This window comes from Psychrobacillus sp., assembly GCF_056205495.1.
Window position 1 is genome coordinate 11982 of the sequence record NZ_JBAEAP010000642.1, and the last position, 16948, is coordinate 28929.

The window sequence follows — 16948 nt, forward strand, 5'->3', positions numbered from 1 at the left end:
GGAAGAATGCTATGAGGTGCACAATAAATCTATAAAACAAAACCCTGAACATTTTACAATGTGTAAAATGTTCAGGGTAATTGAATTGAAAAGGTGGTATTGTCAGGCCTCTTTCAATTAAAACTCATTTTCAATTAATCGAGAACTTTTGTAGGAGATATACTTACCAGTAGCTAGGCGTTCCTTCGTTTTATACTCGATTCGATCATGACATTCTTCGCACATATAAGTGTGAATAGGTCGGTTTCTTAGTTTTTTTGCTAGTGGTAAATCAGAAGAAATTTCATCAATTCGATCACATATCACACATTGCACTTTCATATACAACACTCCTACTCTAATCGAAATGCAGTTACGTATCTAATCGGATCATTCAGGTTACTTCCATCTTTTTTTATAATATGGACGGGACCATCTTCACGAAGAGGCTTGCCCTTGTGACTAAATTTAACTAGAATATCATCCATTTCATCTAAGGAAACAGTATGATTTCCTTCGCTTGTTTCAATTATTAAGTGCTTTGCCTCTTTTAATGGTTCAGCATTTTGAATAAATGGTGTTAACTCAATGCCATAAGTGTTAGAAAGCATTTTAGTCTTTTCATATTTCTTTTCTGATTTTAATGTAGGGGGATTTGTAGATCCCTCTATAATCTCACGAGACCAATGAGCTGAAGTGACCTTTGTGTATTCCTCGTCTAAATCTTTATACTCATATTTACCTTCAAAAAACTCATCTAGGTCAATTCTACGATCATCAAAAATCCACACAGTGGGATCAAGCGTTATATTAAATTTAACTGCTCCTGTAATAGGTATTATAAATTCCATGCAAATTGCCTCCTCTTAACTGTCTAATCTATATTAGTATACAGATAAAAGGTGAAATTTAAAAAGAATATTTCCTTTTCGATTAAACCTAAGCGAGAGAACACTTGCAATTTTTCCAATCAAAAGATACACTTTAGGGAGGTAAAGAACAAGAAATAATAATAATGGGGGCGTCCTCATGGATACTAATATAGAACTTTCCTATCAAGATAAAGCTTTAGTGCTCTTAAAAAAAGATGCTGAAAAAATTGCCCAATTGATAAAAGTGCAAATGGATAACTTAACAATGCCTCAATGCCCTCTTTATGAAGAGGTTTTAGACACGCAAATGTTTGGATTATCTCGTGAAATAGATTTCGCGGTAAAACTTGGACTTTTAGAAAAAAGTGAAGGCAAAGAGATTATTGCTTCACTGGAAAAAGAGTTGTCTGTTTTACACGAGATCCACACAGAAAAATAATGTTAAAACTCAAACAAGCAGACTGTTTGAGTTTTTTTCTATAAAGAAATTGAGGTCTTTCATATGAATGCTTATATAAAACGTTTTATTAAAAACTTTGACTATCCTGTTTTTTTTGTTTACATCGCTCTTTGTTTATTTGGTCTAGTAATGATATATAGTGCGAGCATGGTTTGGTCCGTTGAAAGATATGGATGGACCCCTGATTATTTCTTCAACAAGCAAAAGCTTAATTTGTTATTATCTTTGCCTGTGTTTTTTTTAGCTGCATTGTTTCCGTACAAGCATTATAAGAGTCGATTTATGATGCAGTTAATGCTTGGCGTAATGTTTATCCTACTCATTCTCGTTCATTTCATTGGAGTAGGGGGAGAAAGTGGATCCCAAAGTTGGCTGAGTTTAGGTTTTGGTAATGTACAGCCATCAGAGATTGCTAAAATCGTAATAGTCTTATACTTTGCTAGTATCTTTACGAAAAAATATCAAAATGGCACGCTAGACAAGCTAAATGAGTCTGTAGGTCCGCCTTTGTTAGTTTTAACTTTTGTGTTTGTTCTCATTATGCTTGAAACTGATGTGGGTAATACAATGATTATAAGTTTTGTAGCCATATCAGTTATTGCCGCAAGTGGCATTAAATTCAAATCATACTCCAAATTGATAGGATTAATCAGTATACTAATAGTTATTGCCTTAACTTTTATATATTTCTTAAAGGACTCTCTTCTTACAGAACGCAGGTTAGGTAGACTTGAAGCTTTTTTCAATCCTTTTGATTATGAACAGGGCTTCGGATACCAAATAGTAAATGGATATATTGCTATTGGGTCAGGTGGTCTTACAGGATTGGGTTTAGGGAATTCTAACCAAAAGTATGGATATTTACCAGAGCCACATACAGATTTTATCATGGCCATTATTGCTGAGGAGTTAGGCTTGGTAGGTGTTCTGATTGTGTTATGCGGTTTGTTCTTCCTAGTGTTTAAGGCGATAATGATTAGTATAAAAACTAGAGATCCTCAGGCTAGAATGATAGCTGCTGGAATCGCAAGTATCATAGGGTTTCAAACATTTGTCAACCTTGGCGGTATGCTTGGAATAATCCCGCTTACTGGTGTACCACTTCCTTTTATAAGTTATGGGGGGACCTCCATCATTATCTTATCTGCTGCCATTGGTATACTGATGAATGTGTCAATGTTTGTTAAACTTGAAAAGACTAAATCATAAGGAGTGTGCAATGGGATGAATAATATTAAAAAAATAGTAGTAGCAAATAGAGGCGAGATTGCTATTCGTATATTTCGTGCTTGTACCGAGTTAAATTTGCGTACCGTAGCTATTTATTCAAAAGAAGATAGCGGTTCCTTCCACCGCTTTAAATCAGATGAGTCTTACTTGGTGGGTAAAGATAAAAAACCTATTGATGCTTATCTAGACATTGAAGATATTATTCGCATTGCAAAAGAAAGTAAGGCCGATGCTATACATCCAGGCTATGGTTTTCTATCAGAAAACGTAGAGTTCGCTAAAAGATGTGAAGAAGAAGGCATTATTTTTATTGGTCCAACATCTAAGCATTTAGATATGTTTGGAGATAAGGTAAAGGCACGTGAACAAGCTGTAAAAGCTGGAATTCCTGTTATACCGGGAAGTGATGGACCACTAGAAGACTTGGAATCCATTCGTGATTTTGGTAAAAAGCATGGCTACCCTCTAATGATTAAAGCTTCTCTTGGTGGTGGTGGTCGTGGAATGCGAGTAGTACAAACTGAGGAAGATCTTGAGAGCGCTTACGATAGAGCAAAATCTGAAGCAAAAGCGGCTTTTGGCTCTGATGAGGTTTACGTAGAAAAGTGTGTATATGAGCCAAAGCATATTGAGGTGCAAATTTTAGGAGATAAAGAAGGAAACCTAATCCATCTATACGAGCGAGATTGTTCTATTCAACGTAGGCATCAAAAGGTTGTAGAGATTGCTCCTTCTAATTCATTAAGTCCTAAGTTAAGAGATGAAATATGTCAGGCAGCTGTAAAATTGATGAATAATGTAGGTTATATAAATGCAGGTACTGTAGAATTTTTAGTGACGGATGATGAATATTATTTTATCGAAGTAAACCCACGCATCCAGGTAGAACATACGATTACAGAAATGATTACGGGAATAGATATTGTTCATGCTCAAATAAAAATAGCAGATGGGATCCCTTTAAATGCTCCTGAAATGGGTATACCTGACCAAGCAGACATTCTGTTATTTGGTTTTGCAATTCAATCGCGTGTAACTACTGAGGATCCTTTGAATAATTTCATGCCAGATACAGGTAAATTAGCCGTTTATCGTTCAGGAGGAGGATTTGGGGTCCGTCTAGATGCAGGTAATGGCTTCCAAGGTGCGATTATTTCTCCTTATTATGATTCTTTGCTAGTAAAAGTTTCCACATGGGGAATGTCATTTAAAGAAGCAGCAGCAAAAATGGATCGGAATTTACAAGAATTCAGGATCCGTGGTATTAAAACAAACATACCATTCCTAGAAAATGTAGTTAAACACCCTTCGTTCCTGTCAGGGAAATTTAATACAAGTTTCATAGATTCTACACCTGAATTATTCCTGTTTCCTAAACGAAAGGATCGAGGGACTAAACTATTAAATTACATTGGTAATGTAACGATTAATGGGTTTCCAGGTATAGAGAAAAAGATTAAACCAGAGTTCGGCTCGGTAAGAAAGCCAAGTTTCGATTTATCCTCTAACCCACCAGCAGGGACAAAAGATATTTTAGATCAGCGAGGCGTTGATGGTCTGATTCAGTGGGTAAAGGAGCAGAAGGATGTTCTATTGACAGATACGACATTCCGAGATGCCCACCAGTCTTTACTTGCAACTCGAGTTCGCTCTTTCGATATGTTTAATATTGCCAAAGAATCTGCACATGGTATGCATAATCTTTTCTCCTATGAAATGTGGGGAGGAGCAACGTTTGATGTAGCTTATCGTTTCCTTAAGGAAAATCCTTGGGACCGCTTGATCAAAATGCGTGAAATGATCCCAAACACTTTATTTCAAATGCTATTCCGAGGAGCAAATGCAGTAGGCTATAAAAACTATCCTGATAATGTGATTCGTGAATTTATAGCAAAATCTGCTGAAGCAGGAGTAGACGTATTCCGAATATTTGATAGCCTTAACTGGATAAAAGGAATGGAAGTAGCGATTGATGCTACGCGTCAATCCGGTAAGATTGCAGAGGCAGCTATTTGTTACACTGGAGACATTTTAAATGACTCTAGAGACAAATATACCGTTCAATACTATAAAGATATGGCAAAAGAGTTAGAGGCTTTAGGGGCACATATTTTAGCGATTAAGGATATGGCAGGATTATTAAAACCGGAAGCAGCATATCGTTTAGTGTCAGAATTAAAAGAAAGCGTAGATATTCCAATACATCTACATACACATGATACAAGTGGAAATGGTATTTATACTTATGCCAAAGCAATTGATGCTGGGGTAGATATTGTAGATACAGCACTTGGAACTATGGCTGGATTAACATCACAACCTAGTGCTAGTAGCTTAAGCTATGCAATGCAGGGATCTGGTCGCAATGTTATTGGTAATGTCGAAGCATTTGAAAAACTTTCTAGTTACTGGGAAGATGTTCGTAAATATTATCAAGACTTTGAAAGCGGCATGATTAGCCCGCATTCTGAAATATATGTCCATGAGATGCCTGGAGGTCAATATAGCAATCTTCAGCAGCAAGCTAAGGCTGTAGGACTAGGGGATAGATGGGAAGAAGTAAAATCGATGTATTCACGAGTAAATCTTTTATTTGGTGACATCGTAAAGGTTACCCCTTCGTCTAAAATTGTTGGAGATATGGCTTTATTTATGGTTCAAAATAATCTAGATGAGCTATCCGTCGTAACGAGAGGGAAGAAAATTGACTTCCCAGACTCTGTTATCGAATTTTTTGAAGGATATATCGGACAACCACATGGTGGTTTCCCTGAAGAGCTTCAAAAAGTGGTTTTAAAGGATCGTGAACCTATTACAGTGAGACCAGGTGAACTATTAGAGCCAGTAGACTTTAATGCTGTTAAAGAGCTTCTATTCAAGAAATTAGAGCGTCCAGTAAATAGTCAGGAAATATTAGCTTATACTTTATATCCAAAGGTGTTTGATGAGTACTGTGCAACTGAGAAAAACTTCGGTGACGTTTCGGTTCTTGATACGCCTACTTTCTTGTATGGAATGAGACTGGGTGAGGAAATAGAGGTAGAAATAGAGGTTGGTAAAACCTTGATCATTAAACTAGTTTCGATTAGTAAATCAGACAAAGAAGGAAATAGAACTATCTATTTCGAGCTCAACGGCCAACCACGGGAAATAACTATCCAGGATATGAACATGGAAGTTAGTAGTTTTTCTAAGCTTAAAGCTGAACCGTCCAATGAAAGCCACATTGGCGCTACTATGCCAGGAACTGTATTGAAAGTAGAGGTTGCCACGGGTGATCAAGTAAGACGTGGTCAGCATCTAATTATTACAGAGGCAATGAAAATGGAGACGACCGTCCAAGCACCATTTGATGGTATTGTTAAAGCTATCCATGTAGGAGCAGGAGAAGCAATCGCAACCGGTGATTTATTAATTGAAATGGAAAAATAATAAGTAAAATAGCTCGAAGGTAATCAGAAGTAAAATTTATGATATATAAGACTGTAGACAAACACTGTGAATTATGGTGTTTGCCTACAGTCTCTTTTTTTAGGAGATAAAGTTGATTATCCGATGCGAGCGAATCTTCTATAGGGTATTAAGTAAGCTGGTAATCCATTGGGTTCTCAGTCTATATATGTCTTTTTAAGTTGACCTATGAAAAAAACGTAAGCATGCTAGAAGGATACTAGTCTGCTTACGTTTTTTTTAAGAAAAGAAGAATCTTATTGCTAAGTCTATTTTACTTCTGTATTTCTAGTTACTTGTTTTACTTCTCGATAACAATAATATGAGATAACATAACAAACCAAATAAAAGAGAAATAAATAAAGAATGAAGTAAGGCGATATAAAGATTTAATTTAGTTAATACTACAACCATACCTGTAACTACTTGGCAGGATACAAGTATGAGGGCAATAATCCAGCCCCAGTAGATAGCTCGTTGATCCTTATAATTCTTGATGACATGAATAGCAATGATTAATATCCAGATAAAGATTAGGCCAGCAGCTGCTCTATGTCCCATTTGAACCCATTCATACATATTGGTTGGTAAGGCAAAGCTATCATTGTTACATAGTGGCCAGTCATTACAGATTAAACTTGACTCGGTATGACGAACTAATGCCCCCGTGTATATAACAATGTAGGAATATAAGGCTACGCCAATGGTATGAAATCTAAGTGTCTTACCGATTTTAATCTTATCAGTATCAAATTTTCTGTCTACCTCGAAAATTAGAAGTGTCAAAAGTAATACTGCTGCAAAAGAAATAAGGGAAATCCCAAAATGAAGTGCGAGGATAAAGTCGCCCTGTCCCCATTTAACTTGAGCGGCTCCGATTAATGCTTGCAACACAAGGAAAAAGAAAGCCATAAATGATAAGAACTTAGTCTCACGAACATGACCCAATGCGCGCCAAGCCCATACGGATAATGCTACAATTAATATTCCAACTGCCCCTGTTACTAGGCGATGTGAAAACTCAATTAAAACTTCTGCGGTAATTACATCTGGTATAAGCTGTCCATTACAGCCAGGCCAATGTCTACCACAACCCATGCCGCTGTCAGTCTTTGTAACAAGTGCGCCACCTAAAAGAATTAGGAGCATACCAATTGTTGATGCTACAGCTAGCCATTTTAAATATTTGTTTATATGCAATACGTCACCTACTTTATGTATATATTGCTCGCTTAATAAAAGCGGTATCTGCTACTAGATAATATCGAAACCTGAGCAAAAATACAATGTAAAACAAAGAAACACTTAAATAAGACAAACTCTATTCACAAATTGTTCATAAAATCGTTAATTAGTATTCACACATGAGGGGGGCAAATGATTTACTATTGATATGTTCAGTTTAGAAACATAAATTACTAGTACTATTATGCGAAAATTCTATTCGGTGTAGAAATATGTTATAGTTTTCGCTATAGTATTAGATAGCGGAATATGCTTACAACTTTGAAAGGAGGGTGCAGCATGTCAAATGGTCATACTATAACCGCTACGACTGAAACGGAGAGAGATCCTGTAACTTCATCTTTTTTGAAAGACTTCCTTTCATTGATTAAGATTGGCATAGTAAATTCTAACCTAGTTACAACTTTTACAGGTCTATGGTTAGCTTTCCAGTTTACTAATACAAATTTTCTTCACGAGCTAGATTTGTTGTTTTTTACGCTTTTTGGGTCAGCATTAATAATTGCAGGTTCAGCTGCAATGAACAATTTTATCGATCGTGATATCGACCCAGTGATGAAAAGTAAGACAAGCAGACCAACTGTTACAGGTAGATTTAACCCGACGGCCGTGCTGATTACTTCTTTCACGTTTATAGTTGTAGGTGAGGTCTTCTTATTTATGGCATCTACTTCTGCAGGTATATGGGGATTAGCTGGTATAATAAGCTATGTCGTTTTATACTCTATGTGGTCGAAAAGAAAGCATGTCAGTAACACGATTGTTGGTAGTATTTCTGGTGCAATCCCACCGGTAATTGGTTGGGCGGCAGTGGAGCCAGGTTTAAGTGTAGGGGCATTAGGTTTATTTTTAATCATGTTTGCTTGGCAACCACCACATTTCTATGCCTTGGCCATGAAACGTGCGGAAGAATACCGAGCAGCTAATATTCCAATGCTACCTGTAGTAAAAGGTTTCAAGCGAACGAAGGTCTCCATGTTACTCTGGGTGATTTTATTATTCCCACTTCCACTATTTTTAATGGAACTAGGAACAGCTTTTGTTGTACTTGCAACTGCGTTAAACATTGGATGGCTAGTTTTAGCTGTTAAAGGGTTTAAAGTAGAGGACGATATTAAATGGGCGACTAAAATGTTCGTTTATTCATTGAACTATATGACAATTCTATTTGTATCAATGATTATCTTCTCTATGTTTGTTTAATTTTTGGGATTCTTTCTTAGTCAACAAGAATTCATATAGAAGAACCACAGTCCAAAAGTACTTGAAAACAATAATGAAAGAGGGGTTTGATTTAGCTATGATGAAAGGGCTTAAAAAATGGCGACTTTTTTCACTGTTAGCAGCTCTTACGATTTTTCTGTCGGGTTGTGGCGAAGAATATTTATCAACGCTATCACCTGCGGGAGAAGTCGGAAGAGATCAATTTAATCTATTACTACTAGCATCAGCTATTATGGCATTAGTTATTATAGTAGTAGTGATAATTTATGTAATTGCTCTAACGAGATATAGTCGCAAAAAAGTTGGAGAAGATGTGATTCCTAAACAAGTTGAAGGAAGTCACACACTTGAAATTATTTGGACAGTTATTCCAATTATACTTTTAGTTATTCTTGCAATTCCAACAGTTTATTACACTTATAAGCACGCAGATGTTGCTGCTATGGATCAAGTGGATGAAGAAGGAAACAAAACAAACCTAACAGTAAATGTAACTGCAAAGTTATACTGGTGGGAATTTGAGTATCCGGACTTAGGTATAGTAACTGCACAAGAACTAGTAGTTCCTACAGATGAGCAAGTATTCTTCAATTTGAAGGCTGCTGATGTAAAACACTCATTCTGGATTCCATCAATCGGTGGTAAATTAGATACAAACGTTGAAAACGTAAACAAATTCTACTTAGTTTTCGATAAAGAGTCAGCAGGCTTAGAAGATGGAGTTTTCTACGGAAAATGTGCTGAATTATGTGGACCATCTCATGCTTTAATGGACTTTAAAGTAAAATCAATGAATCGTGAAGATTTTAATGAGTGGGCTGAAGCAATGAAAACCACTGTACATACTGCAGAAGGTGATCTTGCTCAACAAGGGGAAGAATTATTCCAATCAGCTACTTGTATCGGATGTCACGCAATAGGTGGCGAAGGTATGTCTGGTCAAATGGGTCCAAGCTTAGCTACTTTTGGAGATCGTAACCGTGTTGCAGGCTTCATGGACCACACGAAAGAAAATGTAAAAAATTGGATCAAGGATCCTCAAGAGTATAAACCAGGCAATATAATGCCACAACCAGAACAATTAAATGGCGGTGAACCATTTACAGACGAGCAGTTAGATGCTCTTGCAGAATACTTAATGGGACTATCTATTGAAAAATAATTCCATAGATAAAAATGAGGGAGGTAAAAAGTTGTGAGTTCTATAGCTAAGAAAAAGGGCTTTGGCGCAACTTTATGGGACTATTTAACAACAGTAGACCATAAAAAGATTGCTGTCCTGTACCTCGCTGCCGGTGGTTTGTTTTTCGTAATCGGTGGTATAGAGGCAATGCTTATCCGTATCCAATTGGCTAAACCGGATAACGACTTTGTAAGTGCAGGTCTTTTCAATGAAATTATAACAATGCATGGTACGACGATGATTTTCCTTGCAGCCATGCCGATATTATTTGGTTATATGAATGCCGTTGTGCCACTTCAAATTGGTGCACGTGACGTAGCATTCCCATTTTTAAACGCACTTGGTTTTTGGTTATTCTTATTTGGTGGTATCTTCCTAAACCTTTCTTGGTTCATGGGTGGAGCTCCTGATGCTGGTTGGACTTCTTATGCATCGCTGTCCTTAGCATCCCCTGGTCATGGTATTGACTTCTATGCACTCGGACTTCAAATATCCGGTGCTGGTACGTATATTGCCGGGATTAACTTCCTTGTAACGATTATTAATATGCGTGCACCTGGTATGACGTATATGCGTATGCCATTGTTCACTTGGACTACTTTTGTGGCAAGTGCATTAATTTTATTTGCATTCCCACCACTTACAATCGGTCTTTTCTTCCTAATCATTGACCGTATGTTTGGAGGACAATTCTTCAATCATGAAATGGGAGGAAATACAATTATCTGGGAGCATTTATTCTGGATATTTGGACATCCTGAGGTATATATTCTGATTTTACCTGCTTTCGGTATTTTCTCAGAAATCTTCTCATTATTTGCTCGTAAACGTCTATTTGGATATTCATCCATGGTATTTGCGACAGTATTGATCGGATTCTTAGGATTCATGGTTTGGGCCCATCACATGTTTACAGTTGGATTAGGGCCAACAGCTAACGCAATTTTTGCAGTTGCAACAATGGCAATTGCTGTACCAACTGGTATGAAAATATTTAACTGGCTGCTTACAATTTGGGGAGGAAGTATTAAAGTCACAGTTCCAATGCTTTACGCATTAGGATTTATCCCTTCATTCGTAGCAGGTGGTGTAACTGGTGTCATGCAAGCTGCGGCTCCACTTGACTACCAAGTACATGATTCTTACTTTATCGTTGCCCATTTCCATTATGTAATCGTTGGTGGGGTAGTACTTGCTATCTTAGCTGCATTACATTTATATTGGCCTTTAATGTTCAACCAAATGTTAAGTGAAAAATTAGGTAAGTGGACTTTCTGGTTCTTCTTTATCGGTTTCCATCTAACATTCTTTGTTCAGCATTTCTTAGGATTAATGGGTATGCCACGTCGTGTATTCACTTTCGGAGCAGATCAAGGTTGGGATTTATTCAACGCAATCAGTTCTGGTGGTGCCGTATTCATGGCAATCGGTGTAATTATCCTTGTAATTAATATTGTTATCACAATTGTTAAAAACGAAAAAGTTGGAAATGACCCTTGGGAAGATGGACGTACATTGGAGTGGGCTATTCCACAACCAATTCCATTCTACAACTTTAAACAAACTCCACTAGTTCGTGGTTTAGATACTTTCTGGATTGAAAAACAAGAAGGAAACAAAGAAGGTATGACATATGCAGAGCCAATTTCGGATATCCATATGCCTAACAATTCTTTCATTCCTTTCGTAATGACATTAGGTTTATTTATCGCAGCGTTCGGTGCACTTTACAATGGCGAAAAAGATTGGGCTGTTCCAGTATTAGTTCTAGGACTTGCAATTACAGTTGCTTCTATGGCTGTTCGTTCACTGAAAGACGACCACGGATATCACATTCATAAAGAAGATTTAATGAATGACAAAGGGGGTAAATAAGATGGACGTGAATAAAAAGTACACCCCACAAACTTGGCCAGATCATCCAGAACAAGCAACAATGGAAGGTAAGAATAAATTCTTAGGTTTCTGGTTGTTCTTAGCCGGTGAAACTGTACTATTTTCTAGTTTGTTTGCTACTTATTTAGCCCTTAAAAACAAAGGGCCAGAGGGTATGGAATTCAGTACAAATACGTTATTTGAATTACCTCTAGTTTTTATCATGACAATGATTCTGTTAACTTCATCGTTAACAAGTGTATATGCTATGTACCATATGAAAAACCATAATTTCCGCGGTACTCAAACTTGGATGGCTATTACTGTACTATTAGGTCTAGTTTTCCTATGTTTAGAAATTTACGAGTTCAATCACTATGTACATTTAGGATTCCACTATGGACAAAGTGCTTTCTCAACTGCATTCTTTACGTTAGTTGGTACTCACGGTCTTCACGTAGTTATTGGTTTAGGATGGATCATCTTATTACTTCTACGTAATGCTAAACGTGGATTCAACTTATATAATGCACCAAAATATTATACTGCATCTTTATACTGGCACTTTATTGACGTTGTGTGGGTATTCATCTTTACAGTAGTATACTTGATGGGAGTGGTGAACTAATGTCTTCACATGACAATCATGTTTACGTTAGATCTCAAACAGAATTCGAGTACTTGAAGAGAAAAAGAAGAGAGAATATGCGTACACAAGTGACTACATTCTCTATTATGATTTTCTTGACATTAATTGCATTCACAGCAGTGGTTGCAGGTTTTTCAAAATTCTACATTATTCCAATCATTTTATTGTTAGCAGCAATTCAAGTAGTATTACAACTTTACTACTTCATGCATATGAGTGAAAAAAATCATAACATTCCTGCTTATTTCATCTATTTTGCAGCAATGGTTGGTTTTACATTCCTACTAACTTTCATAACAATCGTTTGGTGGTAATACTAAAAAGAGCTAAGATTTTTCTTAGCTCTTTTTTATTATTTTGGCTATGTTAAATTATTGGTTGATTTTGACTAACAGTTCTTTTTATAGTGACTTTAAACATTATAAAAGGGATATTCAAATGACTATTAAGATTATAAAATGAGAATGGGTACCGTTTTTCGGCTTTGTTTATGCAAGTAAATTTATAAGCACTTATCGATGAATGAAAGCTGTTCCTATTTATTGATTTGAGCGCCAGACGGCGACTCCTACGGGATGAGTGAGACAGATAAGACATCACAACCACGCGCGCTAGCGATGGGTGGTGGCTTATCGCTCACCCCGAGGAAAGCGTCCGGCTGGGGCGGAAATCAATTCTACTCTCTGATCTAAGATTTCTTTGGATTATAAATCAACCCTCCCCTTTAACATAGCCTATTTAAAAGAATAATCTATTGCTTATTATTTTTAATTATTTTATTTATTAGTGTATTTGTGACAATTTGTCACAAGCGTTTAATATAGTAATAATTGTCATAGTTCGTTCATTTGATGTTAATTGAACTGCCCTATATAATAGGGGTAGCAACTTAAAAAGGAGCGTATAAGTATGTCTATTAGCATATTCGGCTTCCAAGCTTTATGGAGTCCTATTCTTTTAGGATTATTAGTTTGTATAGCTATTTTATATTTCTTGATTACTGTCAAATGGAGAAATGACTTTAAAGTTTCCGAGCCACTAAAAAGAAAAGAAGCAATTTATTTTATTTCTGGTTTAGTTCTTTTATATATTGTAAAAGGCTCTCCTATGGATTTAATGGCACATATCATGTTTACATTCCATATGGTTCAGATGGCACTTCTGTTATTACTAGTACCACCCTTACTTATGAAAGGGATTCCATGGTGGGTATGGAAAGTGGTTCTTGAGTTACCGGTATTAAGAAAGCTCATTCCTTTCTTTACAAAGCCACTGTTATCATTAGTATTGTTTACTATGACCTTCTCGTTGTATCATATTCCTTTGGTTTTTGATGCTATTAAGATGAACGAGGTTCTTCACGGGGCTTATACTTTAATGCTATTTTTAGCGGCTGTCTTTATGTGGTGGTCCATTGTAGACGTGTTAGAGTCAGAAAAAAAACTACATGGCCTAAAGAAAATTGGTTTTATCGTTGCAAGTGCTGTATTAATCACACCAGCGTGTGCACTAATCATTTTCTCAAATAATCCAATGTATGACACATATACAGATTCTGATGTTTGGTTAAAGAACATGGAGTTATGTGTACCTACAGATACATTAGCAGGTTTAAACTTATCTGGTCCCGAGTTATTCTCTAACTTAGATCCACTAGAGGATCAACAGCTGGGCGGAATAGTAATGAAAATTATTCAAGAAATTATATATGCTGCATTCTTATTCTCCATCTTCTTTGCATGGTATAAAAATGAGCAGGATAATGCAGATCAAATAACTCAAAAAGCATTAGACGACTTAAAGGTACAAGCTAAACTATAATTTTTATATATGAGGAGAATGAGAATGAGTGTTCCAGTATTACCTACAATCAGCACATTTTTTATTGTTTTAAGTGCTGTGCTTGTTGCGGTTGGTTGGATTTTAGTTAAGCAGAGAAAAATAGAAGCTCATAAAAAAACGATGTTTGCTGCAGCAATCTCAGCGCTTACGTTTTTCATAATTTATGTGTCTCGTACATTATTTATAGGAAATACAGCCTTTGGTGGGCCGGATGATATTAAAATTTACTACACGGTATTTTTAATATTCCATATTATTTTAGCCACTACTGGTGCAGTATTTGGATTAGTTACAATTTGGTTGGGTTATAAGAACAATATAAAGAAACACCGTAAGCTTGGACCTATTACTAGTGTTATATGGTTCTTTGTCGCAATCACAGGAGTGGCTGTGTATTCATTGCTTTATATATTTTATAAAGGCGGGGACACAACCTCCGTGTTCAAAGCAATTCTCGGTGGATAATAACTTATGTTCCCTGTAGTAGACTCATTTTCTGAATTTCAATAAGAAATAGAATGACTAGGCTTGGGGTAAAATTAGTCCAGCAACATAAAAAGGTGAAATTGCGACATGCAATTTCACCTTTTTTGTGTTGTACATTTGAAATCAAATTATAATTTAAAATTTAATCGAATCATGCCAGCTTCTCTCGCGGTTATAAATAATATGACGACCAGTGGCCCGATTAGGAACCCAAGGAAGCCAAACAATTTAGCACCTATAAACATGGCGATAAGAATCGCTAAAGGTGATATACCCATTTGACTACCCATTAACTTAGGCTCCACAGCTCTTCTAATTATAAGTAAAATTATAGCAAGAACTGTGAGCTTTGTGGCGAATACAGTATCACCCACAAGGAATAAATATCCTGCCCATGGAGCTAATACAGCAATGGAACCTAAAATAGGAATTACATCTATTATCCAAATAACTAGAGACATTATAATGGCTATTTTAAATGGAACAATAAATAACAATCCTATTAAAGAAACGCCTAAAATGATGAAGCTAGCTAATATTTGAGCCTTCATAAAGCCAATGGTTACTTTTTTTACGCTAGAAGTCATGACGCGTACCTTTTCAGCAGTCCCATCCTTCAGAAAGAAAAAGAATTTTTGGCTTAGGTTTTCTAGGTGTAACATAAATAGAAAAAGAGCAATTATAAAAACGATGAAGTTTATAAGAAACTCAGGAATATTAGTTAGCAGGGCCGAAATGTTTGAGTAGCTTAAAAGATCTAGAAGCGCCTCCTTCATACTTGTTAAGGTAGCATTAAACTTATCTTGTATGGACTGTACTACTTCAAGAGGTAGTCCTTCGGTATATTGAAAGACATTATTCTGAATATTTATCCATATCCCAGTCAAACTATTTAGATGGTAAGGGATTACTTTTGAAGTATATAGGAGTTGGCTTATAAGCTTAGTTACAATGAAATATAAGAGGGCCGAAATGATGGTTAGAAAAAAAATGAAGTTGGTAATAACTGCAGGTTTTCGTTTCCATTTAAATACCCTTTGAGTAAACTTTACAACTGGTTCAATAACTATCGCAGTAAGTAACGCTAAAATAATCGGAACTGATACTGGTAGGATGAAAATAGAAATTAACAGAATAAAAATAAATAGGATTATATACTTAATGTTTTCTTTTTTAAACGCTTTGAAAACCATTCTATTTTGCTCCTTTATAGATCGTTCCTTTAAGTATATACAAGGAATACCAGTTTTAACAGATAAAAAAACGTTAGAGAAATTTTCTCTAACGTTTCATTAGTTAACCTTGGATAGCAAATTCATCTAATTCAGCTTTTAAAGCTGTTAGAGTAGTTACACAAGATTTAACTAAATGGTTCGGAAATACTTCACCTTCACCGTATTCCACACCATGTGGATAATAGTGTTTTCCTAAAACCGGTTTTAAAAGTGTAATGTTAGCTTCGTGTGCACCAACATCTCCTTCTTTTGTAAAACCGAATATACGAAGGTAGAAGATACCCTCTTTAATTTCGAATTTCTTATCGTAAGTCACACGTTCATAATCCCATTGTCCGGCGCGGATTAAACCATGTTTTTTCATTATGTCGTCTAATACATTTAAGTCTAAGACTTTGTCTTCTATACCTGTATTTTCAAAATACATCGAATTGTCCTCCTTCACATTGAAGTTATACTAAGAATCTGTTCTTATTAATATTAATTCAAATTCAAAAATGTTGCAATGACAACATTGTGTATTTGTACATATCCTTGATATACTAATGAAAATGAAGGAACTTCGAAGGAGCCAAAAAAGTTGAAAACTTTATTTCATATTTTAGTTGGCATGGCTATTATATTATTAATATTCATATATTTTGATTCACCAGTTCGAGAAAACGATCTAATAACAGGTTCAAATAATAACGGCCAGCTAATTCCAGTTGAAAGAGAAGAAGTTGTCGAAACCGTTAGTATATTCACAAGGCCGAAGGAGGGAATCTCCACTTTAATAGGAAAGTCAGTAAAGGAAGTAAGGACCCTTTATGGAAATCCAGCTAGAATTGACCCTTCTATTTATGGATATGAATGGTGGGTATATAATAAGTCTTTCTCCGACTATATGTTAATAGGAGTTAAAGAAGATAAAGTAACACAAGCATTTGCAATAGGAAATCATGTTGATACTTCCCCTTACAAGATCGGGCAGTCTCTTGAAGACATCTACCGGTTTACACTAGTACAATCCGAGGTAACGATGAATATTGGCGACAACACATATATATTTTCCTTAAACGAAAATGATATTAAAACTAGACTGCTGGTTCAATTTGATGATTTGTTCGCGATGCTCTATATTGATCAAAAGGATCAGCAACTAGAGGCTGTAAGATTTAGTGACTCACAAACTCTTCTCCTGCATAAACCGTATGATATTTTATATAGTGGGGAAGT

At 36.0% G+C, this 16948-nt stretch carries 16 protein-coding genes; 11 read left to right on the plus strand and 5 right to left on the minus strand.

The features are described 5' to 3' along the window. Positions 1-117: 117 nt before the first annotated feature. Together AC06OU_RS18405 and AC06OU_RS18410 are read right to left on the minus strand one after the other, a co-directional pair. A complete protein-coding gene (locus AC06OU_RS18405; protein ID WP_169358941.1) occupies positions 118-321 on the minus strand; it encodes a YlaI family protein in 204 nt (67 codons plus the stop codon). Positions 322-332: 11 nt separating this feature from the next. Continuing rightward, entirely contained in the window at positions 333-830 is a 498-nt protein-coding gene (locus tag AC06OU_RS18410; protein WP_475857675.1) for a peptidyl-prolyl cis-trans isomerase, read from the minus strand. 178 nt (positions 831-1008) lie between these two features. Between AC06OU_RS18410 and AC06OU_RS18415 the strand changes: the two genes are divergently transcribed. From AC06OU_RS18415 to pyc, 3 genes are all read left to right on the plus strand, one after another. Next, positions 1009-1290, plus strand: a complete 282-nt coding sequence (locus tag AC06OU_RS18415; RefSeq protein ID WP_169358943.1) for an Fpa/YlaN family protein — start codon at positions 1009-1011, stop codon at positions 1288-1290. A gap of 63 nt (positions 1291-1353) precedes the next feature. Continuing rightward, positions 1354-2520, plus strand: coding sequence for an FtsW/RodA/SpoVE family cell cycle protein (locus AC06OU_RS18420; protein ID WP_169358944.1), 1167 nt, complete (start codon positions 1354-1356; stop codon positions 2518-2520). A gap of 15 nt (positions 2521-2535) precedes the next feature. After that, the gene (gene pyc / locus AC06OU_RS18425) at positions 2536-5973 is read left to right on the plus strand and encodes a pyruvate carboxylase (protein ID WP_475857676.1); all 3438 of its coding nucleotides are present in this window, start codon (positions 2536-2538) and stop codon (positions 5971-5973) included. Positions 5974-6279: 306 nt separating this feature from the next. Here the strand turns inward: pyc and AC06OU_RS18430 are convergent, their stop codons facing one another. Then, a complete protein-coding gene (locus AC06OU_RS18430; protein ID WP_475857677.1) occupies positions 6280-7191 on the minus strand; it encodes a COX15/CtaA family protein in 912 nt (303 codons plus the stop codon). Between the two features lie 324 nt (positions 7192-7515). On the opposite strand from AC06OU_RS18430, the gene cyoE reads away from it, so the two are divergent. From cyoE to AC06OU_RS18465, 7 genes are all read left to right on the plus strand, one after another. After that, the gene (cyoE, locus tag AC06OU_RS18435; RefSeq protein WP_475857678.1) at positions 7516-8439 is read left to right on the plus strand and encodes a heme o synthase; all 924 of its coding nucleotides are present in this window, start codon (positions 7516-7518) and stop codon (positions 8437-8439) included. Between the two features lie 97 nt (positions 8440-8536). Then, positions 8537-9622 carry a cytochrome c oxidase subunit II gene (gene coxB, locus AC06OU_RS18440; protein ID WP_475857679.1) on the plus strand — a complete coding sequence of 362 codons (1086 nt, stop codon included), beginning with the start codon at positions 8537-8539 and terminating at the stop codon, positions 9620-9622. A 33-nt stretch (positions 9623-9655) separates the two neighbouring features. Beyond that, positions 9656-11518, plus strand: coding sequence for a cytochrome c oxidase subunit I (locus tag AC06OU_RS18445; RefSeq protein ID WP_298471911.1), 1863 nt, complete (start codon positions 9656-9658; stop codon positions 11516-11518). A gap of 1 nt (position 11519) precedes the next feature. Continuing rightward, positions 11520-12146, plus strand: a complete 627-nt coding sequence (locus AC06OU_RS18450; RefSeq protein ID WP_475857680.1) for a cytochrome c oxidase subunit 3 — start codon at positions 11520-11522, stop codon at positions 12144-12146. Beyond that, a complete protein-coding gene (ctaF, locus tag AC06OU_RS18455; RefSeq protein ID WP_475857681.1) occupies positions 12146-12481 on the plus strand; it encodes a cytochrome c oxidase subunit IVB in 336 nt (111 codons plus the stop codon). The genes AC06OU_RS18450 and ctaF overlap by 1 nt, the downstream gene beginning before the upstream one ends. 595 nt (positions 12482-13076) lie before the next feature. Then, complete coding sequence (gene ctaG, locus AC06OU_RS18460) at positions 13077-13988, plus strand: cytochrome c oxidase assembly factor CtaG (RefSeq protein WP_475857682.1); 912 nt, start codon at positions 13077-13079, stop codon at positions 13986-13988. Positions 13989-14012: 24 nt separating this feature from the next. Beyond that, positions 14013-14474, plus strand: coding sequence for a DUF420 domain-containing protein (locus AC06OU_RS18465; protein ID WP_475857683.1), 462 nt, complete (start codon positions 14013-14015; stop codon positions 14472-14474). A 149-nt stretch (positions 14475-14623) separates the two neighbouring features. On the opposite strand, the gene ytvI is transcribed toward AC06OU_RS18465, so the two are convergent. Both ytvI and AC06OU_RS18475 read right to left on the minus strand, forming a co-directional pair. After that, the gene (ytvI, locus tag AC06OU_RS18470; RefSeq protein ID WP_475857684.1) at positions 14624-15688 is read right to left on the minus strand and encodes a sporulation integral membrane protein YtvI; all 1065 of its coding nucleotides are present in this window, start codon (positions 15686-15688) and stop codon (positions 14624-14626) included. Between the two features lie 103 nt (positions 15689-15791). Then, positions 15792-16157 carry a YugN family protein gene (locus AC06OU_RS18475; RefSeq protein WP_169358954.1) on the minus strand — a complete coding sequence of 122 codons (366 nt, stop codon included), beginning with the start codon at positions 16155-16157 and terminating at the stop codon, positions 15792-15794. A 153-nt stretch (positions 16158-16310) separates the two neighbouring features. Here AC06OU_RS18475 and AC06OU_RS18480 point away from each other — a divergent pair. After that, positions 16311-16948 (plus strand): CAP-associated domain-containing protein (locus tag AC06OU_RS18480; protein ID WP_475857685.1); only part of this gene is annotated, 638 nt, incomplete at its 3' end.

Coding starts and splice junctions, on each gene's coding strand:
- pyc (WP_475857676.1), top strand. CDS start 2,536: ATGAATAATATTAAAAAAATAGTAGTAGCAAATAGAGGCGAGATTGCT.
- AC06OU_RS18415 (WP_169358943.1), top strand. CDS start 1,009: ATGGATACTAATATAGAACTTTCCTATCAAGATAAAGCTTTAGTGCTC.
- AC06OU_RS18405 (WP_169358941.1), bottom strand. CDS start 321: ATGAAAGTGCAATGTGTGATATGTGATCGAATTGATGAAATTTCTTCT.
- ctaG (WP_475857682.1), top strand. CDS start 13,077: ATGTCTATTAGCATATTCGGCTTCCAAGCTTTATGGAGTCCTATTCTT.
- AC06OU_RS18420 (WP_169358944.1), top strand. CDS start 1,354: ATGAATGCTTATATAAAACGTTTTATTAAAAACTTTGACTATCCTGTT.
- AC06OU_RS18475 (WP_169358954.1), bottom strand. CDS start 16,157: ATGTATTTTGAAAATACAGGTATAGAAGACAAAGTCTTAGACTTAAAT.
- ytvI (WP_475857684.1), bottom strand. CDS start 15,688: ATGGTTTTCAAAGCGTTTAAAAAAGAAAACATTAAGTATATAATCCTA.
- ctaF (WP_475857681.1), top strand. CDS start 12,146: ATGTCTTCACATGACAATCATGTTTACGTTAGATCTCAAACAGAATTC.
- cyoE (WP_475857678.1), top strand. CDS start 7,516: ATGTCAAATGGTCATACTATAACCGCTACGACTGAAACGGAGAGAGAT.
- coxB (WP_475857679.1), top strand. CDS start 8,537: ATGATGAAAGGGCTTAAAAAATGGCGACTTTTTTCACTGTTAGCAGCT.
- AC06OU_RS18465 (WP_475857683.1), top strand. CDS start 14,013: ATGAGTGTTCCAGTATTACCTACAATCAGCACATTTTTTATTGTTTTA.
- AC06OU_RS18410 (WP_475857675.1), bottom strand. CDS start 830: ATGGAATTTATAATACCTATTACAGGAGCAGTTAAATTTAATATAACG.
- AC06OU_RS18450 (WP_475857680.1), top strand. CDS start 11,520: ATGGACGTGAATAAAAAGTACACCCCACAAACTTGGCCAGATCATCCA.